The organism is Chryseobacterium sp. CS3K3.1 (genome assembly GCF_059515165.1).
Genome location: NZ_JCAKRV010000010.1, coordinates 88,149 through 113,367 on the forward strand (window position 1 = coordinate 88,149; position 25,219 = coordinate 113,367).

The following is a 25,219-nucleotide window of genomic DNA, read 5'->3' on the forward strand; positions in this document are numbered from 1 at the left end:
AATCCCGGAAACGCAGTTTCCGGGATTTTTATTTTATATCAGTTGGCAAACCAACGTTCTCAGCTTTTGGCGCTGCTTTACATTTTGATTACCCTTTAATCCACTTCCAAAGCTCTTTTAACGTAGCTTTATTTCCATACATTAAAATTCCTACACGATAGATTTTGCCGGCAAGGAAGATCATGAAAATAGTGGTTACCAGCAATAAGGTAATAGACAATGCAATCTGCCATGCAGGAACTCCAAACGGAATTCTCGCAATCATAGCAACCGGTGAAGTAAACGGAATGATGGATAACCAGAAGCCTAAAGGACCTTCCGGATTGTTCATCAGTGTAAAGCTTCCATACATACCTAATGTCAGTGGTAAAATAGCAAATAAAGTAAACTGCTGGGTTTCTGTTTCGTTATCTACTGCAGACCCAATGGCTGCATAAATAGAACTATAGAAGATATATCCTAAAAGGAAAAATACGATGAATACAAAAATGATGAGCGGGAAGTTCAACTCCAGTAAACTGTGTGAAATCTGGGTAGCAAGCTGTCCCATATCCAGTTTACTTGCCATCTCCTCATTTCCCCCCGGAATATTCTTCTGAAGAGAAGAGAACCCTGTATTGAGTACCAATGCACCAATAACAGACATGGTAATCCAGATCAGAAACTGGGTCAGTGCAACCATGGTTACTCCCAGAATTTTACCCATCATCAGTTCAAAAGGTTTTACAGAAGAAATGATGATCTCTACAACACGGTTGTTTTTTTCTTCAAGTACACTTCTCATCACCCTTACCCCGTAAATAATGATGAACATAAAAGTAACATACATCAGTACCATACTCAATCCGGATTTTACCCCGAAAACAAGATCCGAGTCCTCTTTATTATTATCCGTAACGTTGATGGTTTTTAAGCTGAAGTTTTTATCAAGATCATTTAATTGAGTTTCCTGAATACCCAGCTGCTTGATCTTTTCTTTTCGGACAACATTACTGATATCAGATACAATTCTCTGTTTTGTGTCAAACCCTATTTTACTGTTGATAATCAGTCTGGTTTCCTTTTCAAGCTCATCAAAATTCTGATTTTTCAGCTGTGGAAGAATCAGGATGCCGTCGAGAGATTCATTCCCTTTTAGATTGTTAATCTTGGACTTTTCATCCGCCGCAGAAACAAAAACATAGCTTAATTTATCATTTGATTGAAGCTGATTGGTAAACAATCCGCTCTTGTCAACCACTTCTATGATACTATGTGATTCATTCGCCTTAAACATTAGCCCGACTACTGCTCCGAAAGCAATAATCAGGACAGGGGCAAGCAGGGTCAATATGATAAAAGATTTTTTCTTAACCTGGGTAAGAAACTCTCTCTTGGTAATTAAAAAAATATTATTCATAAAATTAAGAATGGTTACTTACAGCATTAATAAACACCTCATTCATACTTGGGATTCTTTCGTCGAATGATCTCACTTTACCTACCTGTACAAGATCAAGAAGAACATTATTCTGGCTCTCCTCATTTTTCAGGTCAAAAGAAATAAGATTGTTTTCATTGGATAAATTGAAGATCTCATATTTGTTTCTGAAATTTTCAAACTGATCATTGCTTACTTCAGAAAGCGTAATCCCAAAAATATTTTTCTTGAATTTTTCCCTTACATCAAAAACCCTTCCGTCAATAATCTTCTTTGAATTGTTGATCAACGCAACATAATCACACATTTCCTCCACACTTTCCATTCTGTGGGTAGAAAGAATGATGGTTGTTCCGTTATTTTTAAGATCAATGATCTGATCTTTGATTAAGTTGGCATTCACCGGATCAAAACCTGAAAACGGCTCATCAAGAATTAAAAGATGAGGCCTGTGAAGAACAGTAACTACAAACTGGATTTTTTGTGCCATACCTTTAGAAAGTTCAGAAAGCTTCTTCTTCCACCATTGGTCGATGTTCAGCTTTTCAAACCATTTTTTGGCTTCATTCAAGGCATCACTTTTTTTCATGCCTTTCAGTTCCCCGAAATAGAGAATCTGGTCACCAACCGTCATGTTTTTGTACAGTCCTCTTTCTTCAGGCATATAGCCAATATCTTTAATATGGCCTGGATTAAGCTTTTGGCCATTGATATGGATTTCTCCGGAATCTGCCTGAGTAATTTGGTTAATGATACGGATAAAAGAAGTTTTTCCGGCTCCGTTAGGACCTAAAAGGCCATAAATACTGCCTTTCGGGACATGGATGCTGAAATCATCCAGGGCGACCTTTTTTCCGGCATTATAGGTCTTTTTAATATGTTCAGCTTTTAGCATTAAATCGTTTCTTTTTACTATTAGTATGAAAAAGTCCCGAAAGTTACGGAAATATTAAAACAGAATTAATGTAAAAAGAAAAAATCCTGATGATCATCAGGATTTTAATTTATTGTTTCACGATTTGAGTAACTTTCTGTGTGTTGTCACTTAAAATATATCGGATCATATATTTTCCGGGCTTCAATTTTTCAATATTAATCTCTCCGGAATTCATATTTACCGTATAACTAGCGACCTGCATACCCAAAATTGAATAAAAAGTCACGCTTTTGATTCTTAAAGAAGAATCTTTTGCCTTAATAATAAGGAAATCCTTTGCAGGATTTGGATAGGCAAGCAATACACCATCATCTGCTTTTTGAGTGATGGAACCCGGCTCTCTAAGCTGAGCTTTGAAATTGTTGGAAAATCCAACAAAAGTGCCTACAAATAGAAATAAAAGTAAAAGTTTTTTCATCAAATTTATAATTTCTCGAATATATATAACAAATGTAATACATTCTGCAATTTCGTACAATAGTTTTTTGCAGAACTTATATTAAATTTGTAGAAACTTATTCAAAAAGTATTCCAAAATGATACATTCAAGAAATAGAAGACTTAGAGTTAATGAATCTATCAGAGGTTTGGTAAGAGAAAATGTGCTTACGACTGATGATTTTGTAATGCCGATCTTCGTAATGGAGGGCGAAAACAAGCAGGAGGCAATCCCGTCTATGCCGGGAATTTTCAGGCGCAGTATAGATTTAACGGTGAAGGAATGTAAGGAATTATTTTCTTTGGGGGTAAAAGCTGTCAATTTGTACATGAAAGTGTCAGAACATCTGAAAGACAATACAGGAAAAGAAGCCTGGAACAAAGACGGATTGATGCAGAATACCATCAAAGCTATTAAAGATGCCGTTCCGGGAATGATTGTAATGCCGGATGTAGCTTTAGATCCTTATTCAATCTACGGACACGACGGGATCATTGAAAACGGAAAAGTTGTAAATGATGCTACCAATGATGCACTGGCAAGAATGTCAGTATCTCATGCAGAAGCAGGAGCAGATCTTGTAGCACCAAGTGATATGATGGATGGCAGAGTAATGGTCATTCGTGAAGCTTTGGAAGAAAGCGGATTTACAGATGTAGGAATTGTAAGTTATGCTGCCAAATATGCAAGTTCTTTCTATGGCCCTTTCAGAAGTGCTTTAGACAGTGCTCCGAAAGACGATATGGAAATTCCGAAAGATAAAAAAACATATCAGATGGATTTCCACAACTCACGCGAAGCCCTGAATGAGGTTTTTAAAGATATAGATGAAGGGGCAGATGTGATTATGATCAAACCGGGACTTCCTTACCTGGATATCGTTTCCAAAGTACGTGAAGCCATTGACCTTCCGATTGCAGTATACAATGTAAGCGGAGAATATGCCATGGTAAAAGCAGCTGCCCAAAACGGATGGCTGGATAATGACAAAACGATCATTGAAAGCTTGACCTGTTTCAAGAGAGCGGGTGCAGATATGATCTTTACTTATTTTGCAAAAGAAGCAGCTATTCTTTTAAATAAATAATGATTAAATTCATTCAGTTAAAAAAGAGACTACTCAATCGGTAGTCTCTTTTTATTTCTAATGAGGTGATGATAATTTTTTACAACCATCCTTTCTTTCCATAGACATACGTGTCATCGAATTGTTTGTCGCTCATAAAAAGATAGAGAATTCCCTCAATAAAAGGAATAATTGAAGCCGCACCAAAAGTAACGACATTCAGAACCAGCTGAATAATTCCCTCCTTCGTATATCCAAGATAAAATTTATTTAAAGCCAGCCATCCCACAAGAATTCCCAATATAGCTGCAGGGATTTTCTTTTCCGAACGGTAAGGAACATTGCTTTGCTGGTTTTGCACATTTTCTGTTTTTGTATACCCGTAATTTTCCATTTCTCACTATTTATAATTGATTGATGTTTTACGATAAGTAGACTAAAGTAGTGAAAAGTTACAATCGGTTGTAAATGAATAAGTTTGCGTTTAACGTAAACAAGTTGATATTAACCTATAAGTGAAGTTTATATTTTTGATATATTTGCCCTATGATTTTACGAGGAGAAAACTTAATCAAGGAATACGGTCCTAAAAAAGTTGTAAAAGGCGTTTCTGTACAGGTTCAACAGGGAGAAATTGTTGGTTTGCTGGGTCCGAACGGGGCAGGAAAAACCACATCGTTTTATATGATTGTAGGGTTGGTTAAGCCCACTTCAGGAAAAATTTTCTTAGACAAGCAGGAGATTACTACCGATGCCATGTACCGAAGAGCCCAGAAGGGAATCGGGTATCTGGCTCAGGAAGCTTCGGTTTTCAGAAAATTGTCTGTGGAAGAAAACATTATGGGAGTATTGCAGCTGACCAAGCTTTCTAAGCGTGAGCAGCAGATCAAATGTGATGAACTGATTGAAGAGTTTTCTTTACAGCATGTCCGTAAAAACAGAGGAGATCTTCTTTCCGGGGGAGAAAGACGTAGAACCGAGATTGCACGCTGTCTTGCCACAAGCCCGAACTTTATTCTTCTGGATGAGCCTTTCGCAGGGGTAGACCCGATTGCCGTAGAAGATATTCAGAAAATTGTAAGAAGTCTTGTTGATAAAAATATCGGAATTCTGATTACCGACCACAACGTACAGCAAACCCTGGCGATTACCAATAAAACCTATATTATGTTTGAAGGAAAGATCCTTAAAGAAGGACTTCCGGAAGATCTTGCCAATGACCCGCAGGTAAGAGAAGCTTATCTGGGTGAAAACTTCGTGTATCAGAGTATTTTAGATAAGCCTAAAAAGAAGAAATATGCTTACAATATCTGGGCTGGTAATTTTGATTCAAAATCACAGCTGCAGGGATTTGTCAATGAAAATTTCAGTCAGTTTGATGATCTTAGATTGTTACATGGCTTTGAAGAAGTCAGCTTTGCCACCTTAGCGAATTCTGAAATTGAACATATTTTTAATGATGTAGTGGATAAGAACGCCAACAATTCATTTGTTTTGCAGAAGAAGGAAATCAATTCCCAATATTCTTTAGAACAGGCAGAAGCAGAATCTAAAGAAGCCAGCAGAAAAGAGCTGCATTATCTTACTACTTATTTATTTGAAGGATAAAATATAAAGCATTTATTTGCTGAACATGATAATAAAACGTACCTTTTTCTTTTGAAAGCGGTACGTTTTTCATTTAAAATGATTTCTATGGCTAAACCTTTTAACAGAACCGTCACCCTATTCGGGATCTATAAACAGCTTGTCCCATTCATCAGACCTTACAGACCTATGATTTACGGAACATTGTTTCTTACTTTTCTGGGAGCTCTGGCAGCACAGGTCAACCCGATTGTTCTGAAATACACGGTGGATGAAGTTACCAAACTTACGCATCTTCCGCATCCGATGTCCGAGGGAATTCATATTCTCATTATCATTTCCATTATTTTACTGGGGAAAGAATTATTGAACATCTTTATCAACTTCGGACAGAAATTTTATGGCGAAAAAATAAGGATCAATGTGAGCTCCGTACTGGCGCAATCAGCCATTGATAAGATTTTGACCTACAGAGTTGCTTATTTTAATGATGAAAACCATGAGTCCGGAAAATTACAGATCAGAATAGACCGCGGAATAGAAAGTCTTACCAGATTGGTTCAGAACTTTTTTATTGATATCCTTCCTCTTTTTTCCAATGCCATTATTGCCCTCATCATTATGTATATGCAGAATGTGTATGTTGGATTGGTTTCTACGATTATTGTTCCGATCTATTTTTACATCAGTTCCCTGCAGGCTAAAAAACTGGGTGGGGTAAGACGCCAGCTTAGAAATCAGAGAGAAAAAAAGACGTCAGGACTTTTGAACCTGATTAATTCTATTATGGTTATTAAAAGTTTTGTCCGCGAAAAATTTGAAGGCAAAAAGCAATACGACCTTCAGATGGAGCTGATGGAAAGCCAGATGATTACAAGAAGAACCAATTTTATTTACGATGGTTTAAAAACTTTTATTGAGCAGTTCGGTGTTGTTTTGATCATTCTTTTAACCGTTTATCTTGTGCTTGACCAGCAAATGACCATCGGAGCAATTATGCTTCATATTATGCTTTTCAACAATGTTTCGGCACCGATCCGGCAGCTTCACAGGATTTATGATGATATGAATGATGCCATGATCTATGCTGAAGGGTATTTCGATATTTTAAATGCTGATAATGAAACCGAAGCCAACGGAAGTTTTGTAGAAAAGGAAATCAAAGGAACTTTTGAATTGAAAAATGTTGATTTTACTTACCCTAACGGTACAAAAGCTTTGCATGATGTTTCCATGAAAATTGAAAACGGAAAAACAACTGCTTTGGTAGGATTGAGCGGAGCTGGAAAATCAACAGTCATCAATCTTTTATGCAAATTTTACCTTCCTGATTCCGGGGAAATTCTTTTGGATGGAGTCAATCTTAATGAATATGAAAATACTTTCCTGAGAAGCGATCTTGGGTTGGTACTTCAGAAAAATCATATCTTTCAGGGAAGCATAGAAGATAATATCCGTTACGGAGATATGAATGCCGGTTTTGAAAAAATTCAGGAGGCTGCAAAAAAAGCTTATCTGCACGATCAGATCATGGATCTTCCTGAAAAATATCAGCATGATGCCACTCAGCTTTCAGGAGGACAGCAGCAGAGAATTGCCATTGCCAGACTGTTCCTTAAAAATCCACCGATTATTTTTCTGGATGAACCAACAGCCAGCCTTGATGCCATTGCTACAGAGCAGATCAAAAATTCTCTGGATGCTATTAAAGAAGGAAGAACAGTGATCATCATTTCCCATTCTCTTTCACAGATTCTGGATTCAGATACGATTTATGTGATGAAAAAAGGCAGGGTTGTTGAAAATGGAACTCATGATGAGCTTTATAATAAAGAAGGAACATACCGTGAGATTTTTGATGCCTCAGCCCGCAGTCTTAATCTCGATAAACTGGTGAATACTTTTAAAGAAAATTAAAGTCAAAAAGCCACCTCATTTATAAGTATACCTCAAAAAAGAACTTTAGCTTTGCTTCATCATGAACGATCACTATTTAAAAAAGCTCGATAGGGTAACGGCCATCCTTACCCAATTACAGTCGAAACCTGTTGTACGCGCTCAGGATTTGGCTGAAAAATTCGATGTAAGCATCAGAACCATTTACCGTGATGTAAAAACCCTGGAAAATGCGGGTATTCCTATTGTTGGAGAAGCGGGAAATGGTTACTCTTTAATGGATGGTTACAAACTTCCTCCCATTATGTTTACCAAAGAAGAAGTGTTAAGTTTCATTACTGCTGAAAAGCTGATGCAGAAATTTTCCCACCAAAGCTTGGGAAATCATTATCAGGCTGCTATGGAAAAAGTGCGTTCGGTACTGAAATATTCTGATAAAAATCTGATTAAAAATATCGAGAAGCAAATAGATGTTTTCAGCTTTCATACAGATTCCGGAGATTCTCTTAAAAACGTAATTCCTATCATTCTTGAAAGCATTGCAGAGAAAACCCAGCTCAATATCAGGTATAAAACCGTAGATGAAAGAGTGAGTAACAGAACGATTGAAACAGTCGGGATGTTTTTCGAATTTAATTTCTGGTATATTATGGCCTACTGTACTTTGAGAAAAGATTTCAGGCAGTTTCGTATCGACAGAATTCTGGAAATCTCAAAAACACAGAATCCGTTTTTACAGGAATACGGACAGGTGAATGATTACCGTAAAAAATCAAACGGAAATAAGGTTATAGCCAAGCTGCTGGTTGATAAAAAGATAATGAATCACCTGGTAAATTCTAAAAAATATTATGGACTGATAGAAGAAGTAGAAACCGAGCAGGGAATGGAACTCACGTTTGAAACAGAGTGGATCAGTGACGGATTTCCCCGCTGGCTTATTACATTTGCAGATTATGCTACAGTTCTGGAACCGGAAAGTCTTCGCATCCGTTTGAATGAACTGCTTGTAAAAATGGTTGAAAGACATCAATAATAAAACCCCAACAAGACTGTTGAGGTTTAAAGACTTAATTGAGGCAATAAATGAAATGGTTTAAGGAAAAGGCAGAATTGCAAATAAGAAAATTTGTTGTGTCGCAAAAAAAGATATAAGTATTGTTTATCCTTTCTGCAATCTTACCTTCCCATTGTATTAAAATCTTTCCCAGAAGAAAGGTGGTTCAATTCCTAAAGCTCTTAAATAAACATATCCCTGCCCACGGTGGTGGATTTCGTTATCAATAAAATAAAGGATATTCTCATACACCGGGAATTCATATTGTCCGAACAGGTTGAATACTTCCTGGAAACGCTCTTCAGAAATCTGATTGAAATAGTGGTTGATCACTTCTGTTTCTTCATCCCACCTTTTTAATAACTCTTCTTTAGTTGAAGGATTGAAGCCTTCTTCGTTATAACCTTCCATATTTCCTTCAATGATTCCTTTCAAAGCAGGACCTGCAATGCTGATCATCTCTGTGGCAAGTTTGGCAAAAGGTCTCATTCCTCCAACGGAAAATTCAAATAATTCTTTTTCAGGAAAAGCTTCAATCACTCTTCTTGTAAGATTTCTGTGTCCCTGCCAGTCTTTTAATAACTGATCTGTAGTCATGAATTGTTTAGTGGCTGTTGCTGTAGTTGTCATAATGTTTTGTTTTTTTGTTTGTTGTTGATACAAAGGTAAGAGAGGGTTATGACAACAGTTTGTCAGCAGGATTTTTCATATTGAAAAAATATTTTTTTCTTTGCTAAAATATCCTGGCCTGTTTTTACGTTAGAAAAGAGGATATTAATAAAAATCGCTATTATTAGAATTATGAAGAAGTATATTTTGCCTGTTATTACTGGTTTTTTATTAGTATCATGCAATAAGATTGAGGAAAAATTTGACCAGACTGTTCAGAAAACAACCGAAGCAGTACAACAAAAAACACAGCAGGCTGTAGAAGAAACAGTAAAGAAAACAGTCAATGAATCTATAAATTCTTTAACCAACGCTGAAGACGTAAAGTTTAATACCGTTTTCCCTGGTACAGGGGCTTCCATTGTTTCTGAAGAAAAAGGAAAGAAAATTAAAATTCCGGGAAGACCAGAGGGATATATCTTTAAATATAAAGCCGACATTGCAGTGTTGCTGCCATTTTTGGAAAGTCAGCCAACGTCTGATGAAAATAAATCTGATAAAACTGCCAGAAAGATTGATGGCCAGAACATTATTGACAAAATAAGCTTTTTATCAAAATTTCTTCCTGATAATACATTTGACACCAGTATTCTCGAAGATATTAAATCCGATAAAAATATTCAGTACTATAAGCTGAAAAGATTTCCGAACAGTAGTACCATTATCTACAACCCAAAAAATCAGACCATCATACAATACGTAGAGGTAAATAAATAATTTGGATATGGCCGGTTTCTCCCGGCCATTTTTATATTTCCATTCATTTTCCGGTCATTGCGAGCCAAAGCGAACCCATCTTAACTCATTGAAAATTACCTTTCAGAACGAATAAAATCATGTTTATTTGTGATGTTAACTAATTAATTTTTTTATACAAATATGATGTTGTTGATTTATATTTTTTCATGTTATTAATAATTCACTTTACGTTTCGAGTATTAATTATTGTTTTTTATTAAATGGCATAGTTTTCGCAAATATGAAATAGAATTGTTATTATATTTTTTATTTTCATGTTTAATGTTAATTTTTTTACTAGTTTTATTGAATAATTAACAATCAACATGAAGGAAAATTTATTGAATAGAAAAATCTATTTCTTAGTATTAAGCGGAGCTGGTGTTATGGGATATGCTCAGGACAGCATAAAACAAAATAAAATAGACGAAGTGGTGGTGACCACGGGGAGAACTAAGCCCAGAACCATCATTACCTCAGCAATTCCTATAGACAATATTTCAGCAGCGCAGCTAAAATCTACAGGTCAGGTTACTTTTGACAAAGCTTTAACCTATGCTGTTCCCTCTTTTAATTCATCACAACAAACTGTTTCTGATGCCACGGCCCATTTTGATCCCGCAGACTTAAGAGGTTTGGGACCTTCCAGAACATTAGTTTTAGTTAATAATAAAAGAAAAAATCAAAGTGCTCTCATTTACGTAAATGATACACCGGGAAAAGGTGAAGTAGGTACAGACCTGAAAAGTATTCCTTCAGCAGCCTTACAAAACGTAGAGGTCCTGAGGGATGGAGCATCTGCACAATACGGATCTGATGCTATTGCAGGAGTGATCAATATTATCCTTAAGAATGGTGTCGGTAAAAGTACGGTGAATCTCTTTTCCGGAATTACTTCAAAAGGAGACGGTTTTAATATCGGGGCAGATTTTAATACAGGAATCAGGGTTGCAAAAACAGGAAGCCTGAATCTTACCTTAGGATTTTCTTCCCAAAATAAAACGAACCGCGCAGGTTCTGTTACAAAAGATGAACTTTTTGGGGTGGATAATGCCTGGACTCAGGCCAATCCCGGTTTAGGAATGATCATCGGGCAGCCGGAGACCAAAGTGGGCAATATGTTTGTAAATTTTGAATTGCCAACAGGTGAGACTGGTAAATTTTATGCTTTTGGGGGTACAACTTACAGAAATGGGACCAGTTTTGCTTTGTACAGAACACCTTATTGGGTACCGTCAGATTTTGGTTTATTAACTCCAAAAGGACAGGCTTACAATGGATTTCAGCCGGAATTTAAAACAGATGTTTATGATTATAATTTAACCTCCGGATGGAAAGGAATGTTTGGAAAATGGAGTTTTGACGGGAGTGCCACCTTTGGCTCTAATGCAGTAGATTATGCTGTAGCAAATACCATTAATACTTCTTTAGGAGCAAATTCACCAACTTATTTTAAAGCAGGTGGTCATCAGTTCAGTAATATTATAGGAAACATAGATGTCAACAGAGATTTTGGTGCACTTGTTTTAGGAGCCGGAGTTGAGGTGCGCAATGAAAACTATAAGGCAAGGGCAGGAGAAGAAGCTTCTTATATGGGAAGTGGTGCGGAATCCTTTCCGGGACTGCAGCCTCAAAATGAAGTCAATAAAAACCGTCAGAATATCGGAGCATATTTCAATGCGGAATGGGATGTTACAAAAAATTTATTAGTTGGAGGAACGGTGAGATATGAAAATTTCAGTGATTTCGGAAATAATGTTTCCTGGAAAGGAAATGCAAGATATAAATTGCTGGATGATAAATTGGTTTTCCGTGGATCTGTTTCTACAGGATTCCGTGCCCCTTCTTTACACCAGATATACTATTCCAATGTCCAGACTAAAATTACAGGGAATACGGTAGCCAATCAAGGTACCTTTAATAATGACTCTCCAATTGTAAGATCTGATCTTGGCGTTCCAAAATTAAATGCTGAAAAAGCCTTTAACATTACCGGGGGATTGGCTGTAAAACCTTTTAAAAATCTTACTATTACAGCAGATTATTACAGAATAAAAATTGAAGACCGTGTACTTTTTTCAGGAGATATTGGATACAAAACAGGTGCTCCGGGAAGTCCGGATCTGTCAAACCCTGTGGAAGTCATATTAAACAATAATAAAATAACTTCCCTGAAGTTTTTCACCAATGCTGTCAATACAGTTACTCAGGGAGTAGATTTCGTTGCGAATTATTATACTTCTGCTATTGGAAAAGGAAGATTAGGCGTTATCGCTGCCTTCAATTATAACGAAACTAAAATAGTAGATAATATTGCTGTTCCGTCTATTTTGGCGCAAAATGGCTATTCAGAAAACTTTTTTGACAGAAAGGAACAATCCAGAATTACTTCTGCAAGGCCAAAAACAAAAACGATCCTTAGTCTGTCGTATGACATTACAAAGTTTAATTTTAACCTTAATAATACCTATTTTGGTTCTGTTACATGGCAGCATGCCACTGATCCTGCCAAAGATCAGACATTTTCCGGTAAGGTGGTTACAGACATCGTTTTAACCTATAAAATTACGAATGACCTTAAAGTTTCCGGAGTTGTAAATAACTTATTTAATATTTACCCGGACGTCATAGACAGCAAAGGAGATGTAGTGACAGATCTTGGAGGAAGATTCAAATATCCGTGGGAGGTCAACCAGTTTGGATTTAACGGAACCACTTTTCAGCTTAATGTTAATTACACTTTTTAACTCATCAATAAGGAATTGAAATTTGCTGGTCATGCTTAACAATGAGAAAGCAATTTCAAAAGATATACAACCAACCTATATGAAAATTGCCTGGCATGAATTAACGTCAGGCAATTTTTTTTCAGATAGAATAGGAAGTTATTACTGCATTTTACTTTTTACATTGTATAAAAAAAGGTATTTTAGTACTATGAAAATTTATACAAAGACAGGAGATAAAGGTCAGACTGCATTGTACGGCGGAACAAGAGTTTCCAAAGCCAGTGCAAGAGTAGACAGTTATGGAAATATAGACGAGCTGAATTCATTCATCGGAATTGCAAAAAGTCATATCGAAGATGAAGAAGTACTGAGACAGCTGAAGAAAATACAGTTTGATTTATTCACTGTAGGTTCAGAAGCGGCAACACCTGTGGATAAGCTGATGCTTGCCAATGGGAAATCCCGTCTTCCGATCATTATTTCAGAAACAGAAATTGAAGAACTGGAACAATGGATGGATGCTTTTGACGAAAAGCTGGAACCGCTTCAGTATTTTATTCTGCCTGGAGGAGGTAAACCGGCAACCTTTTTACACGCAGCCCGAACAATATGCAGAAGAGCAGAGCGTTCATTGGTATTCCTGAATGAATCTGAGGAAGTACGTCCCGAACTGATTAAATATTTAAACAGGCTTTCAGATTATCTTTTTGTATTGGCCAGATATATTTCAAAACTGAACAACGAACCGGAAGAATACTGGAATCCGAATGAGAGATAAAGCATTACTTTTCATCAACGGAGACGCTCCAAAATCATTACCCAATCCCAAAAATTATGAATTGATTGCCTGCACAGACGGTGCCTTTCATTATTTAAAAAGAATGGGATTTCCTTTGGATAAGCTGGATTTTATATCCGGCGATTTTGATTCGCACTCCGGATCAGATGAAGATATGTATGAGGAAAAATTCATCCTTACATTAGATCAGGAAAAAACAGATTTTCATAAAGCGCTGGAAATTATTCAGGAAAAAGGTTTTTCAGAGGTCGATGTTTTTGGAGGAAGCGGTGGTGAACAGGATCATTTTCTTGGGAATCTTACCGTTGCTTTTGGATTCAAAGACCTGATGAATATTAAATTTTATGATGAGTTTTCAGAATATTATTTCATTCCCAATCATTTTACATTGAAAGGAGCGAAAAACAGGATGATTTCTCTTTATCCGTTTCCATCAGTGAATAATATCACGACAAAAGGTCTCAATTGGCCTTTGACTAATGAAAGCCTTAGTATTACTTCAAGAATAGGAACCCGGAATTTCGCTGTTGAAGATGAGGTTTCTATAGAGTATGAATCAGGAGATGTGTTGTTTTTTGCAGGAAATAAGGAGATAGAATATCCTACAATCTACTAAAAGGGTCTCATTATATATCAATAGAAACGGGCCTTACCCATTTTAAAAAAAGACTGTCATTAAACACAAATGGCACCAATGTTTTTCACAAGTGGCACTAATTTTTATATCAATAGAAACGGGCTTCAGCCCGTTTAATAAAATACAGGAATCCATTGGCTTCAGCCAAAACTTATTAAAACCATTGAATAAACTAATCAAAATATCAGTTTTCACCATTTCATTATGCTGTATTTTCTCATGTAAAACACAGCATTTTGAAACACCTGAATATGGTAAAAATGAAACTGAGAAAGTGATTCCGATCAGGAAAGTAACCAATTTCCGTACGGTAGGAAATATCAAAAATACAGATGGAAGAACTTTAAAAGAAGGGAAATTTTACCGGAGTGCCCATCTTCATAAGCTTAAAAAGAAATCTTTCGACGATTTTGAAAAACTGGGAATCAAAGAAATTATTGATCTCAGAAACTCCAGGGAAATTGCTCAAAAGCCCGATCAGCTGCCTTCGGAAAATGTTTACAAAAACTTCTCAGCTTTTGAAGATGAAGGAGATCAGCTGGCTCAGGCCAAAAAACTTGTTCTTAAAGGTAAAGTAAATGCTGCGGATGCCGATAAAAGAATGATCGATTTCTACCGTGAGTATGTTACCGAAAATCCGGAAATGATAAAAAGGATTATTACGGAAATACTGGAATCCAAAGATCCTATCCTTTACCATTGTACTGCAGGAAAAGACAGAACCGGAATTACCACCGCAATAATTCTTACTATTCTGAAGTTTGATAAAGAGACTGTTTATAATGAATATCTTTTATCCAATAACTACAGAAAAAATCTTGTTCAAAAAAGATTACGCCTTGCCCATACTTTACATTTCCTCTATCCGAAGATGGATTTGCAGGTGCTGGAAAAATTGAGCTGGGTAGAAAAAAGATATCTTGATGCGGCATTTGAAGAGATCAATAAAAAGTATGGCTCTACAGATGTTTATATTCAGCAGGTATTAGGGATTTCAAATGCCAAAAGAAAAGAATACATTCAGAAGTTTACGTATTGATTATCAGTGATAAATTTTTCTGGGATTCAATATCGGGTGTTAATTTAAAATTATAATAATTTTAACACCTAAAAATGAAACTTTTTTAGCAATTTTGCATTTCTTAATTCACTTGTTTAGAAATGAAAATAAAGTACTCGGAACTTATTGATCAGACATTATATTTTCCTACGGAGGAATTTAATGTTTCTGAGAACAATTTGTTGTTTCACGATATTCCGTTAATGGATGTTGTTGAACAATTTGGCACCCCGCTAAAGATTAGCTACCTGCCGAGAATTTCTCAAAATATTCAGAAAGCGAAAGGCTGGTTTAAAGAAGCTTTTGAGAAAACCGAATATAAAAAGAATTATACCTACTGCTACTGTACAAAATCCAGTCATTTTAATTTTGTATTGGAAGAAGCTCTGAAGAATGATATTTCAATAGAAACATCTTCAGCTTATGATATGGATATCGTAAAATCTCTTTATGAGAAAGGTAAGGTAGATAAGAATATCGAAGTAATCTGTAATGGTTTTAAAACCGATGATTATCTGGCAAAGATTTCAGATATGATCAATAGCGGATTTGAAAATATTACCCCGATTCTTGATAATTACAGAGAGCTGGATAAGCTTACTGAAAGTATTGATTCCACTTTTGATATCGGAATCAGAATTGCATCAGAGGAAGAACCGAAGTTCGAATTCTATACCTCAAGATTAGGAATCGGATATAAAGATATTATTCCTTATTACAGCCAGAAAATCGCGGAACATCCGAACGCAAGATTGAAAATGCTTCATTTCTTTATCAATACAGGGATTAAGGATACAGCATATTACTGGAATGAATTGTATAAATGTCTTCGTGTATATGCACGTTTGAAAAAAATCGCTCCGGAAGTGGATTCACTGAACATCGGAGGTGGATTCCCAATCAAAACTTCTTTGAATTTTGATTATGATTATCAGTACATGGTGGAAGAAATCGTTTCTCAGATCAAAAAATTCTGTGAAGAGGAAGGAGTAGAAGAACCTAATATCTATACCGAGTTCGGAAGCTTTACCGTAGGGGAAAGTGGAGCCAACCTTTATAAAATCATTTCTCAGAAACGTCAGAACGACAGAGAAAAATGGAATATGATTGATTCTTCTTTCATGACCACTCTTCCTGATACATGGGCCATTTCAAGACACTTTATCATGCTTCCGCTTAACCGTTGGGAAGATACTTATGAAAGAGTGTTCCTAGGAGGACTGACTTGTGATTCGGACGATTATTATAACTCTGAACAGCATACCAATGCCATTTATTTACCTGTTTTCAGTGATACAAAACCTTTGTATATCGGATTCTTCCATACCGGAGCTTACCAGGAAACAATCGGAGGATATGGTGGAGTACACCACTGTCTGATGCCTCAGCCAAGACACGTCCTGATTCAGAAAGATGAAAACGGTGAATTGCAATATGAGATTTTCCGTGAGAAACAGGAACCGGAAGATGTATTGAAACTTCTTGGCTATAAATAATTTTATGATCAATAGAAATGGGCTTTAGCCCGTTTACAATCAATAGAAAAATCAATTGGCTTTAGCCAAAACTTATAGAAAACAAAAGCTCTCAGTTTTTCTGAGAGCTTTTTTATTTTAAAAATACTTTGAAATTTTATCCAGTTCCAGATCTTCATAATCAGAAACCACAGTATCTGCCAACGTGTAATCCTGATTTTTAGAATGAGGACTTCTGTATGCGGCACAGAAAATTTTTGCTCTGTGGGCTGCCAGAATTCCGTTGGTAGAATCCTCAATCACCATACAGTTTTCAACAGGTTCTCCAGCCATTTCAGCGGCCAGTAAAAAAACTTCAGGATGAGGTTTTGATTCTTTTAAATCGGCACCGCTGATCTTTCCGCTGAAATATTGTTCCAGTCCGAATTTTTCAAAAACCATATTAATGGTTACCATTGTTGCAGAAGATGCCAGAATCAGCTTGACTCCATTTTCGTGATAATGCTCGATCAGTTTTCTTACTCCCGGAATTAAATCAAACTCATCATCATTGTAAAAATAATCCTTGAAATGAGATCTTTTGATTCCAGCAATGGCTTCATAAGTCTGATCTAAATTAAATTCATTAATCAATGTTTCAGAGACTCTTTTGGTGGAAGCACCAGTAAAAGAAGTGTACAGCTCCTCGGAAACTACGATTTCCAGTTCGTCAAAAGTTTTGAAATAAGCTTTTCTATGTAAGGGTTCCGTATCTACAATAACTCCATCCATATCGAAAAGTACAGCTTTTAAAGGCATATAATGAGTTTTATACAAAAATAGTTATTTGAGTTGAGAGTGGAAAGGGATGAGGGAACAGATGATAGTTAATAGATGATAGATGATAGATGATAGATGATAGATGATAGATGATAGATGATAGGTTTTAGGTAGCAGACTTGTAACTCATAAACTCGCCGACACTCTTACTCTCCAACTCATAAACTCTTCGTATCTTTGTGGTCAATATTTCAATTTTAAAACATTAAAATTTTTAAATAAAGCATGAGAACATACGCAGGAATTCCCGAGGAAAACGCAACGTTAGAGAATTCGAAAGTAATGTTGGTAACTGTTCCTTATGATGGAACTTCAACATGGGGGAAAGGAGCTGATAAAGGTCCGGAATTATTCTTAAACGCTTCTGAAAACATGGAGCTTTATGATATTGAAACGCAGACAGAACCATACCTTCAGGGAGTTTACTTAGCAGGAGAAGTTTCTGAAAACTCTACTCCGGAAGCAATGACGGAAGCCGTTTATCAAAAGACAAAAGAGCTTTTGAACAATGACGGTAAATTATTTACTCTTTTCGGTGGAGAGCACTCTGTTTCCATCGGTTCTATCCGTGCAGTAGGAGAAAAATTTGAAAATTTAACGGTACTTCAATTAGACGCTCATACAGACTTACGTCCAGAGTTTCACGGTTCTACTTCCAACCACGCTTGTGCTGTTTTTGAAGCAAATCAAAAGCATAATCTGGTACAGGTGGGAATCCGTTCTATGGATATTGAAGAAGCGCAGTATTTACCTGAAGGAAGAGTATTCTTTGCTCACGAAATTGCCAACAACGAAAACTGGATCAATGATGTATTGGAAAAAGTATCGGGAAATGTGTATATCACGATTGATTTAGATGCTTTTGATCCTTCTATTGCCCCATCTACAGGAACTCCTGAGCCGGGTGGCTTACAATGGTATCCAACGTTGGAATTATTAAGAAAAGTATTTGAAAAATGTAACGTTGTAGCATTTGATATTGTAGAATTAATGGATTCTCCAATGGCTAAGCCAACGGCTTTCCTTTCTGCGAAGTTATATTACAAAATGCTTGCTTACTACGATATTTATAACAACAACTAATATTCCGCAAGAATCGGATTTTTTCTGCCGTATATTCTTTGGAAATTTGTGAGGTAAAAACAATAATATGATGTCCACACAAAGTCAGATAGATTATAACAGAATTGCCAAAGCGATAGAATATATCCGGAGCAATTTCAGGCTTCAGCCAAGTTTGGAGGAAGTGGCAGAGAATATTCACCTGAGCCCGGCTCATTTCCAGAAGATCTTTACAGATTGGGCGGGAACAAGTCCGAAAAAATTTTTACAGTTCATTAGTCTTGAACATGCTAAAAATTTATTGAAGGAAGAAAAAGCAAGTTTGTTTGATACCGCTTATGAGACAGGCCTTTCCAGTACAAGCAGGCTTCATGATCTGTTTGTAAAGATTGAAGGAATGTCTCCGGCAGAATATAAAAACGGAGGAAAAAGCCTCAGTATTCATTACAGTTTTTCTGAGAGTCCCTTCGGAAATATCTTAGTAGCTTCTACAGAAAAAGGAATCTGCTATATGGCTTTTGAAGACGATAAAGAAAAAGCATTCGGGGAACTGAAGCAAAAGTTCCCTAATGCTTCTTTTATTGAGCAGCAGGATGCTCTTCAAAAGAATGCACTGTCCATATTCGATAAAGACTGGACAAAACTCAATACCATAAAATTACACTTAAAAGGAACCGATTTTCAGTTGAAAGTATGGGAAAGTCTGCTGACCATTCCAATGGGAAAACTGTCTACTTATGGCACTTTAGCCGAAAAAATAGGAAATCCTAAGGCATCCAGAGCAGTAGGAACAGCCATTGGAAGTAATCCGGTTGCATTTCTTATCCCATGCCACCGCGTGATTCAGTCTACAGGACATCTCGGTGGCTACCGATGGGGAAGTGAAAGAAAACAGTTGATTGTGGGTTGGGAGGGCTCACATATTTACTCGTAACCTATTTTACCACAAAAGGATTCTGCAATTATTAAGTTTTGGCTAAAGCCAATGGATTAGATTATTTTTGTTAAATGGGCTAAAGCCCATTCCTATTGATATAAAAATTCGTGTCATTTGTGAAAAACATTGGTGTTATTTGTGTTTAAATATAAAAGCATTTAATTAAAAAAAACTATGATGAGCCTTTTCGAAGAAATATCAGATTATCCACTGAATATCCTTCCACACGATGGAACCGTTCATTATTATGGCAAGGTTTTCACCAAAGAACAATCAGATTTTTACTATGAATATCTGCTTAACCAGATTCCGTGGGAGAATGATGAGGCGGTAATATTTGGAAAACTGATTTTAACCAAAAGAAAAGTGGCCTGGTTTGGAGAAAAAGCATTTGAATACACTTATTCAAAAAGAACAAAATATGCAAAATTCTGGACTCCCGAATTACTGGAGCTGAAGAAAAAATGTGAAGAAGTTTCTGGCGAAACCTACAATTCTTGCCTGCTTAATTTGTACCATGACGGAAGTGAAGGAATGGCCTACCACAGCGATGGCGAAACAGATCTGAAAAAACATGGAGCCATTGCTTCTCTGACCTTCGGAGCCGAAAGAAAATTTTTATTTAAACATAAAGTAACCAAAGAAAAAGTTGAGATATTTCTGGAAAACGGAAGTCTTTTGATTATGAAAGGAACCACTCAGGACAACTGGCTTCACAGGCTTCCACCCACTACAAAAGTGAAAACTCCAAGAGTCAACCTGACTTTCAGAACTATTGAAGAATAAGCTTATCATCTCCATCAATAGAAGTGGGCTTTAGCCCACTTATCAAATAGATCAACATTCATCTGGCTTTAGCCAAAACCTAAAAAATAAACTGTAAGTATTCAAAAATAAAAAGCTGTTCAAACGAACAGCTTTTTCAACTTATTTTAAAACATCAGCTTCAATAGAGCTGTCATCATACACTTTGATGAATGCTTTGGTGTAATCTTCTTTGTTGGCAAAATTCGGGTTATCCATAAATTTCTGCGGGTTGATGGCGAAAAGCGGAAACCACGTACTGCTGATCTGAATCTGGATTTTATGTCCTTTTTTAAACGTATGAACTACATCCTGAAGTCTGAAATTAACAGCCGTCTTCTGGTTAGGAACCAAAGCTTCTCCCTTTTCTTTGGTATTTCTGAATCTTGCAGGCATAATCTCACTTCTTACCATCTGGTGGTAGTTGCCATAGATAACGCCTTCTTTCTTTTCAGTAGGTTTAAAATCTTCAGGATAAACATCAATCAGTTTTACGGCAAAATCGGCATCTGTGGATGTGGATGCAATATTCAGTTTCGCCATGATTTCTCCGGCAAATGTAATATCATCAGTCAATACATCGGTAGTGAATGTTAATACATCAGGTCTTCCTACAGCAAATCTCTGGTCTTCCGACATATAATTTTTTGGAGTGAAACCGTTGAAGTCTTTTAAATGATCAGAACTTAAAACAGGATTGTTAGGATCACTATAATACTCAGAATATCCTTGTCCGGATGATTTCTTCAGGGTTTTATCAGAAAGATAGAAATTCACTTTCTGAGCATTTTTCGGTGGGTATGAAGCAAATTCCTTCCATGCTTTAGCACCGGTGTCATACATCAGTGCTTCAGGAAGTCCTGCATCTTCTTTGGTATTGCCTTTCAGATAATGATTGAAAAATTTTGTTTCAATATTTTTCTGATAGTACGTAGCAATGCTGTCGCCAAAATACGTTTCACTGTGGAAATGTTTTCCCTGCTCCTGAGACCAGCCGCCATGGGAGAAAGGTCCCATAACGATAGTATTTTTGGCTTTAGGGCTTGTTTTTTCGATGGTTTTATAAATATTCAATGGTCCTGAAAGATCTTCTGCATCAAACCATCCGCCAACAGTCATTACAGCATGGTTGATATTCTTTAAGTGAGGAAGAAGACCTCTTTTCTGCCAGAATTCATCATAGTTGGTATGATTCATAATCTCTGTCATGAAGAAATTATTCTTGTAATATTTTTCATATCCATCTTTCAGCGTACCCATATCTCTGTAGAATTTCAAACCGTCTTCAGAAGTCTGTTTGATGAAAGAATCCATATACCAGGCCTGTTTCTCCGGCTGCGTTTTCTGAACCCCAAAAACAGGGAATGTTCTGAAATAGCCGAGCATAAATCTTCCGTTGTGAAGAAAGTCGTCATTCCAGAAATCAGAAATAGGTGCCTGTGGTGAAGAAGCTACCAAAGCAGGATGCTGTGACAACGTTCCTACAGCAGTATAGAATCCCGGATATGATGTTCCGAATTGGCCTACTTTACCATTGTTATCTTTCACATTTTTCAAAAGCCATTCGATGGTATCATAGGTATCCGTACTTTCATCAACATCTTTTTTGGTCTTGCGTTCCACCTGCGGAGTCATATTGGTAAAAGTGCCTTCACTCATATATCTTCCGCGTACATCCTGATACACGAAAATATACTTGTCTTTCATAAGATACGTGTTGGGACCTACCTTTGTTTTATATTCACTTTCTCCGTACGGGGCGATGCTGTAACATGTTCTCTGCATCAGGAACGGATATTTGTTCTTGTTCGATATATCTTTCGGGATATATACCGCAGTGAAAAGTTTTACGCCATCACGCATTGGAATATAAAATTCTTTCTTGGTGAAATTGTCTTTAACAAAAGGATCTTTCTGTTCCGTTTTCTGAGCTTTTCCAAGAATGAAAAAAAGAATACATAATACTGAAATATGGATTTTCATAAAAAAAATTTGATGCTAATTTAAAAATAAAAACACGTTTATTCGTAAATCTTGTTTAAAAGGTTGTTGTTGTCAGTATCTATCTGGATGAGTAAGATAATATTTCATGGTAAACCACCCCGTCAAAAATTCTTTGAATTTTCGCCACCCCTCCGGAGGATGGGAATATAACGTCTTCAGTTGTAATATCGTTCAAGGATGAAATTTAGTATATACATAAAAATAGCCGGAAAGATCCGGCCATTATCAAAAATTATATATAAAGTATGGTGTGATTATTACTTCTTTTTTCCTGCAAACTTATTCAGTTTCATGCTGATGGAGAACATGATGTATCGTTTCAGGATGAGATCTTCACGGTCTTCAAAATAAGAATCGGTGATCGTTCTTCTTACGCTTTGATTTTGATTTAAGACATCATAGACCTTTACTTTTGCCGTAAACTGTTTTTTATAGAATGAATATCCAAGGCTGGTATTCCAGAAGTAGAAATCTTTTTTAAAGCCCGGAGCAATATTGGAATTGGTATTGTATTCAAAATCGTTTCCAAATACGAAATTGCCTTTCAGCATATAATTGGTGAGTTCCAGTTTTAAGGATTGATTGGCTGTATTTACATTCGTTACATTATAATTGGTATAATTTGAAAAACTGTATCCAAGTCTGTAAGAAGGTTTGATGGTCATTTTATCCTTGATTTCATAGGTAAGATTAAGACCTGGGTTTAGATTATAAGAATTGCTGGTGAAAGATTGTCCATCAATGAAACCGTTATTGTAAGCATAATTCATGGTGAGTCTTGGATTGATAATAAGTTTATTATTCTTCCATTTCAATACTTTACTGAAACCTCCGCCGGCATTGATGCTTTTATTTCCGCTTACGTTGTCATAAGTAATCACCTGTTTCCCTGCATTATCATAGGTGGAAAAATTGATAATATCATTATTTCTGTACGTAAAGCCGATATTGAAATAGTAGCTGAGATCTTTTACTTTGTTATAATTGTTGAAGTACAAATAAAGATTGTTGGTCCAGGTGTTTTTTAAATCAGGGTTTCCCTGAAAGGTAATCAAAGGATTGGATTCATCTTTATAAGGAGTCAGTTGTTCTGCGGTGGGAATGGTGAAGTTGGAATAGTTATAAATGTTCAAGGTTTTTCCCTCACTAAGCTGATAGTATAGGTTCACATTATATTGGGGCAGTACAAAATTTTTCTGCAGATCATATTGCTGTCCGTTATAGATAGAGTTTACTTTCATGTCTGAGATGTCAAGATTCATGGAAGCCCAGAAATTCAGTTTCTTTTTGTTGAGTTGATAAGTTAACTCGGGAGAGATCTGATTGATTCTTTGCTTCATATTGTTGGATAAAAGCTGATTGAATTTAGTGTAATCTCCTGTCGTATTATCAAAATCATTTACATTTCTCAAGTCTCTGGTAGATCGGGTTTCATATTTTACCTCAAAACTTACACTGGACGAATCGGAAACAGGTTCTGTATATCCGGCATTGAAATTGAAACTGCTGTTCTGATTTTTATTTTTGGCTAATTGATCCCTGTTGTCTGTTATGGTTCCATTGGATTGATAGAATGTATTTTGAGACTGGTTAAGGTTATCTCTTTTCGATTCAGAAATGGAACTGTTCATATTCGCCGAAATTGAACGGCCTTTTTTCTTGAATTTTTTTGAAAAATAGAGGTATGGATTAAATGAATTGCTTTCCGAATCATTACTTGAATACGCATTACTTTCATTCAGAAGACTGCCATTCCTTAAAGAAGAGGATCTTGAATTATTGAAACTGAAACTGCTGTTTTTCGTAAACCTCGGAGAAAGATAGATACTGGTCATAGAATCCAGTTTGATTTTAGCCGAAGTATCAAAGCTGTATTGTTTGGATTCATTTTCTCCGTTACTTTCAGAATTGGTCTGAAGCGTGTAAGTAGGGAGAAGGGTAGACCTTGAAACTTTAGACCTTGTTTCTGTATTAGAATCGGAATGCATCAGGCTGAAGGAATCCAGATCAGCATCTTTTCCCAGCTTGTCACTGTAATTTAACCCAATGGTTGTAGACCTTTGAATTCCTTTCGTGCCACCTCCCTGGTTATAGTAAGTCACATTTCCTACCGTTGAGACGGATCCTCCCTGCATCATCCAGGCATTCCGGCCATTTCCCATACTGTCAAAAACCTCGTCTCTTGAAAATCCCTGTGAATTGATGTTATTGGAAGAAGCCAATAAACTTATTTTCGTATCCCCTTTAAAATAACTGGCCAGCCCGCTTGCTTCATACCGCTTGTCTGATCCATAGCCGACCGTAAGTCTTGTCAGCAAACCTTTATTTTTCTTTTCGTCAATATTAAAGTTGATAGTGGTATTCTGGGATTTGGCTGCTTTTCCGCTCAGTTCCTCCTCCTTTGTTTTGGTAGTGGTAAACTGGATATTCTTGATGATATCTGCAGGTAGATTTTGGAGGGCAATTTTACCATCTTTATCAAAGAAAGGTTTTCCGTTGATCATAATTTGATCCACCTCTTTTCCATTCACAGTAATCTTACCTTCATTGCTGATTTCTACCCCGGGAATCTGCTTCAGAAGTTCCTCAATTTTACTGTCAGGCCTTACTTTGATAGCGGCTGCATTAAATTCAATCGTATCTTTTTTAATTTTTACCGGAGAAACCGTAATTTTTACCTCATCAATCGTATTCACAATGCCTTGTTTCTCGAGCTGAATATCCCCCAGTGATAATGACTGGTTTATTTTTTCAAATTTTTTCGAATAGGAAGATAATTTATCAGCGTCTATTTTAAGAATGGAAGGTTCTTTCATGTCATCAATTTTCAGAGAAAATTTCCCTTCTTTGTTGGTGGCTGTGTAATTGATAATGGATGAATCTTTTTCTTTCAAAAGATAAACGGTGGCATTTTCTATCGCTTTCTTTTCAGAATCGGATATTTTTCCGTCAATGTGTAGTTTTTGGGCGTGCAGAACAATGACTGTGAACATCAAAGTCAATAGCAGCAGAGTTTTCTTCATTAGTTTTTTTTCAGAGCCGTAAAAATATAAAAACATCCCAAAGTTGGGATGTTTCTAGGCT

20 protein-coding genes and 1 pseudogene are annotated in these 25,219 nt (G+C 36.4%); 13 read left to right on the forward strand and 8 right to left on the reverse strand.

What is annotated here, in order from left to right:
• Positions 1 to 88: 88 nt before the first annotated feature.
• From AC5YGI_RS11415 to AC5YGI_RS11425, 3 genes are all read right to left on the reverse strand, one after another.
• A complete protein-coding gene (locus AC5YGI_RS11415) occupies positions 89 to 1,399 on the reverse strand; it encodes an ABC transporter permease (protein ID WP_496168375.1) in 1,311 nt (436 codons plus the stop codon).
• A 4-nt stretch (positions 1,400 to 1,403) separates the two neighbouring features.
• On the reverse strand, positions 1,404 to 2,315 hold the full coding sequence (locus tag AC5YGI_RS11420) for an ABC transporter ATP-binding protein (protein ID WP_330747424.1): 912 nt from the start codon (positions 2,313 to 2,315) through the stop codon (positions 1,404 to 1,406).
• 109 nt (positions 2,316 to 2,424) lie between these two features.
• A complete protein-coding gene (locus tag AC5YGI_RS11425) occupies positions 2,425 to 2,775 on the reverse strand; it encodes a T9SS type A sorting domain-containing protein (RefSeq protein WP_034699180.1) in 351 nt (116 codons plus the stop codon).
• A gap of 118 nt (positions 2,776 to 2,893) precedes the next feature.
• Between AC5YGI_RS11425 and hemB the strand changes: the two genes are divergently transcribed.
• Positions 2,894 to 3,883 (forward strand): porphobilinogen synthase, encoded by a 990-nt coding sequence (gene hemB, locus AC5YGI_RS11430; protein ID WP_343643215.1) that lies wholly within the window; start codon positions 2,894 to 2,896, stop codon positions 3,881 to 3,883.
• A 79-nt stretch (positions 3,884 to 3,962) separates the two neighbouring features.
• Here hemB and AC5YGI_RS11435 read toward each other — a convergent pair whose 3' ends face one another.
• Positions 3,963 to 4,256, reverse strand: coding sequence for a TM2 domain-containing protein (locus AC5YGI_RS11435; protein ID WP_105681209.1), 294 nt, complete (start codon positions 4,254 to 4,256; stop codon positions 3,963 to 3,965).
• A 152-nt stretch (positions 4,257 to 4,408) separates the two neighbouring features.
• Between AC5YGI_RS11435 and lptB the strand changes: the two are divergent.
• The 3 genes and pseudogenes from lptB to AC5YGI_RS11450 form a co-directional block, all read left to right on the forward strand.
• Positions 4,409 to 5,134 (forward strand): annotated as a pseudogene (lptB, locus tag AC5YGI_RS11440) (LPS export ABC transporter ATP-binding protein); the annotation flags it as partial.
• Between the two features lie 504 nt (positions 5,135 to 5,638).
• Positions 5,639 to 7,366: an ABC transporter ATP-binding protein gene (locus tag AC5YGI_RS11445; protein ID WP_496168429.1), complete on the forward strand. Its 1,728-nt coding sequence runs from the start codon at positions 5,639 to 5,641 to the stop codon at positions 7,364 to 7,366.
• Positions 7,367 to 7,427: 61 nt separating this feature from the next.
• Entirely contained in the window at positions 7,428 to 8,381 is a 954-nt protein-coding gene (locus AC5YGI_RS11450) for a helix-turn-helix transcriptional regulator (protein WP_446105051.1), read from the forward strand.
• A gap of 159 nt (positions 8,382 to 8,540) precedes the next feature.
• Here AC5YGI_RS11450 and AC5YGI_RS11455 read toward each other — a convergent pair whose 3' ends face one another.
• On the reverse strand, positions 8,541 to 9,032 hold the full coding sequence (locus AC5YGI_RS11455; protein WP_142724830.1) for a DinB family protein: 492 nt from the start codon (positions 9,030 to 9,032) through the stop codon (positions 8,541 to 8,543).
• A 171-nt stretch (positions 9,033 to 9,203) separates the two neighbouring features.
• Here AC5YGI_RS11455 and AC5YGI_RS11460 point away from each other — a divergent pair, with 171 nt between their 5' ends.
• From AC5YGI_RS11460 to AC5YGI_RS11485, 6 genes are all read left to right on the forward strand, one after another.
• Positions 9,204 to 9,788 carry a hypothetical protein gene (locus AC5YGI_RS11460; RefSeq protein WP_454510273.1) on the forward strand — a complete coding sequence of 195 codons (585 nt, stop codon included), beginning with the start codon at positions 9,204 to 9,206 and terminating at the stop codon, positions 9,786 to 9,788.
• Between the two features lie 347 nt (positions 9,789 to 10,135).
• On the forward strand, positions 10,136 to 12,556 hold the full coding sequence (locus tag AC5YGI_RS11465; RefSeq protein ID WP_496168378.1) for a TonB-dependent receptor plug domain-containing protein: 2,421 nt from the start codon (positions 10,136 to 10,138) through the stop codon (positions 12,554 to 12,556).
• 190 nt (positions 12,557 to 12,746) lie between these two features.
• The gene (locus AC5YGI_RS11470) at positions 12,747 to 13,316 is read left to right on the forward strand and encodes a cob(I)yrinic acid a,c-diamide adenosyltransferase (RefSeq protein ID WP_041461407.1); all 570 of its coding nucleotides are present in this window, start codon (positions 12,747 to 12,749) and stop codon (positions 13,314 to 13,316) included.
• Complete coding sequence (locus AC5YGI_RS11475; RefSeq protein ID WP_454510275.1) at positions 13,306 to 13,953, forward strand: thiamine diphosphokinase; 648 nt, start codon at positions 13,306 to 13,308, stop codon at positions 13,951 to 13,953. The genes AC5YGI_RS11470 and AC5YGI_RS11475 overlap by 11 nt, the downstream gene beginning before the upstream one ends.
• Before the next feature lie 184 nt (positions 13,954 to 14,137).
• Positions 14,138 to 15,013 (forward strand): tyrosine-protein phosphatase, encoded by an 876-nt coding sequence (locus AC5YGI_RS11480; protein ID WP_496168379.1) that lies wholly within the window; start codon positions 14,138 to 14,140, stop codon positions 15,011 to 15,013.
• Between the two features lie 122 nt (positions 15,014 to 15,135).
• The gene (locus tag AC5YGI_RS11485) at positions 15,136 to 16,530 is read left to right on the forward strand and encodes a type III PLP-dependent enzyme domain-containing protein (RefSeq protein WP_002977177.1); all 1,395 of its coding nucleotides are present in this window, start codon (positions 15,136 to 15,138) and stop codon (positions 16,528 to 16,530) included.
• 117 nt (positions 16,531 to 16,647) lie between these two features.
• Here AC5YGI_RS11485 and AC5YGI_RS11490 read toward each other — a convergent pair whose 3' ends face one another.
• Positions 16,648 to 17,307 (reverse strand): HAD family hydrolase, encoded by a 660-nt coding sequence (locus AC5YGI_RS11490; RefSeq protein ID WP_227943024.1) that lies wholly within the window; start codon positions 17,305 to 17,307, stop codon positions 16,648 to 16,650.
• A 246-nt stretch (positions 17,308 to 17,553) separates the two neighbouring features.
• Between AC5YGI_RS11490 and speB the strand changes: the two genes are divergently transcribed.
• The 3 genes from speB to AC5YGI_RS11505 all read left to right on the forward strand — a co-directional run bounded on the left by speB (position 17,554) and on the right by AC5YGI_RS11505 (position 20,113).
• On the forward strand, positions 17,554 to 18,411 hold the full coding sequence (gene speB / locus AC5YGI_RS11495; protein ID WP_330747415.1) for an agmatinase: 858 nt from the start codon (positions 17,554 to 17,556) through the stop codon (positions 18,409 to 18,411).
• 70 nt (positions 18,412 to 18,481) lie between these two features.
• Positions 18,482 to 19,324, forward strand: coding sequence for a bifunctional helix-turn-helix domain-containing protein/methylated-DNA--[protein]-cysteine S-methyltransferase (locus AC5YGI_RS11500; RefSeq protein WP_496168431.1), 843 nt, complete (start codon positions 18,482 to 18,484; stop codon positions 19,322 to 19,324).
• Between the two features lie 180 nt (positions 19,325 to 19,504).
• Positions 19,505 to 20,113 (forward strand): alpha-ketoglutarate-dependent dioxygenase AlkB family protein, encoded by a 609-nt coding sequence (locus AC5YGI_RS11505; protein ID WP_496168433.1) that lies wholly within the window; start codon positions 19,505 to 19,507, stop codon positions 20,111 to 20,113.
• Between the two features lie 141 nt (positions 20,114 to 20,254).
• Here the strand turns inward: AC5YGI_RS11505 and AC5YGI_RS11510 are convergent, their stop codons facing one another.
• Positions 20,255 to 22,114, reverse strand: coding sequence for a CocE/NonD family hydrolase (locus AC5YGI_RS11510; RefSeq protein ID WP_496168380.1), 1,860 nt, complete (start codon positions 22,112 to 22,114; stop codon positions 20,255 to 20,257).
• A 278-nt stretch (positions 22,115 to 22,392) separates the two neighbouring features.
• On the reverse strand, positions 22,393 to 25,158 hold the full coding sequence (locus AC5YGI_RS11515; protein ID WP_496168381.1) for an outer membrane beta-barrel protein: 2,766 nt from the start codon (positions 25,156 to 25,158) through the stop codon (positions 22,393 to 22,395).
• Positions 25,159 to 25,219: the final 61 nt, after the last annotated feature.

Bases quoted from the DNA above. Each gene is read 5' to 3' on its own strand.
- AC5YGI_RS11470 (WP_041461407.1), top strand. From the start codon at position 12,747: ATGAAAATTTATACAAAGACAGGAGATAAAGGTCAGACTGCATTGTAC.
- AC5YGI_RS11490 (WP_227943024.1), bottom strand. From the start codon at position 17,307: ATGCCTTTAAAAGCTGTACTTTTCGATATGGATGGAGTTATTGTAGAT.
- hemB (WP_343643215.1), top strand. From the start codon at position 2,894: ATGATACATTCAAGAAATAGAAGACTTAGAGTTAATGAATCTATCAGA.
- AC5YGI_RS11485 (WP_002977177.1), top strand. From the start codon at position 15,136: ATGAAAATAAAGTACTCGGAACTTATTGATCAGACATTATATTTTCCT.
- AC5YGI_RS11425 (WP_034699180.1), bottom strand. From the start codon at position 2,775: ATGAAAAAACTTTTACTTTTATTTCTATTTGTAGGCACTTTTGTTGGA.
- speB (WP_330747415.1), top strand. From the start codon at position 17,554: ATGAGAACATACGCAGGAATTCCCGAGGAAAACGCAACGTTAGAGAAT.
- AC5YGI_RS11420 (WP_330747424.1), bottom strand. From the start codon at position 2,315: ATGCTAAAAGCTGAACATATTAAAAAGACCTATAATGCCGGAAAAAAG.
- AC5YGI_RS11445 (WP_496168429.1), top strand. From the start codon at position 5,639: ATGATTTACGGAACATTGTTTCTTACTTTTCTGGGAGCTCTGGCAGCA.
- AC5YGI_RS11435 (WP_105681209.1), bottom strand. From the start codon at position 4,256: ATGGAAAATTACGGGTATACAAAAACAGAAAATGTGCAAAACCAGCAA.
- AC5YGI_RS11505 (WP_496168433.1), top strand. From the start codon at position 19,505: ATGAGCCTTTTCGAAGAAATATCAGATTATCCACTGAATATCCTTCCA.
- AC5YGI_RS11465 (WP_496168378.1), top strand. From the start codon at position 10,136: ATGAAGGAAAATTTATTGAATAGAAAAATCTATTTCTTAGTATTAAGC.
- AC5YGI_RS11450 (WP_446105051.1), top strand. From the start codon at position 7,428: ATGAACGATCACTATTTAAAAAAGCTCGATAGGGTAACGGCCATCCTT.
- AC5YGI_RS11515 (WP_496168381.1), bottom strand. From the start codon at position 25,158: ATGAAGAAAACTCTGCTGCTATTGACTTTGATGTTCACAGTCATTGTT.
- AC5YGI_RS11500 (WP_496168431.1), top strand. From the start codon at position 18,482: ATGTCCACACAAAGTCAGATAGATTATAACAGAATTGCCAAAGCGATA.
- AC5YGI_RS11510 (WP_496168380.1), bottom strand. From the start codon at position 22,114: ATGAAAATCCATATTTCAGTATTATGTATTCTTTTTTTCATTCTTGGA.
- AC5YGI_RS11475 (WP_454510275.1), top strand. From the start codon at position 13,306: ATGAGAGATAAAGCATTACTTTTCATCAACGGAGACGCTCCAAAATCA.
- AC5YGI_RS11415 (WP_496168375.1), bottom strand. From the start codon at position 1,399: ATGAATAATATTTTTTTAATTACCAAGAGAGAGTTTCTTACCCAGGTT.
- AC5YGI_RS11455 (WP_142724830.1), bottom strand. From the start codon at position 9,032: ATGACAACTACAGCAACAGCCACTAAACAATTCATGACTACAGATCAG.
- AC5YGI_RS11460 (WP_454510273.1), top strand. From the start codon at position 9,204: ATGAAGAAGTATATTTTGCCTGTTATTACTGGTTTTTTATTAGTATCA.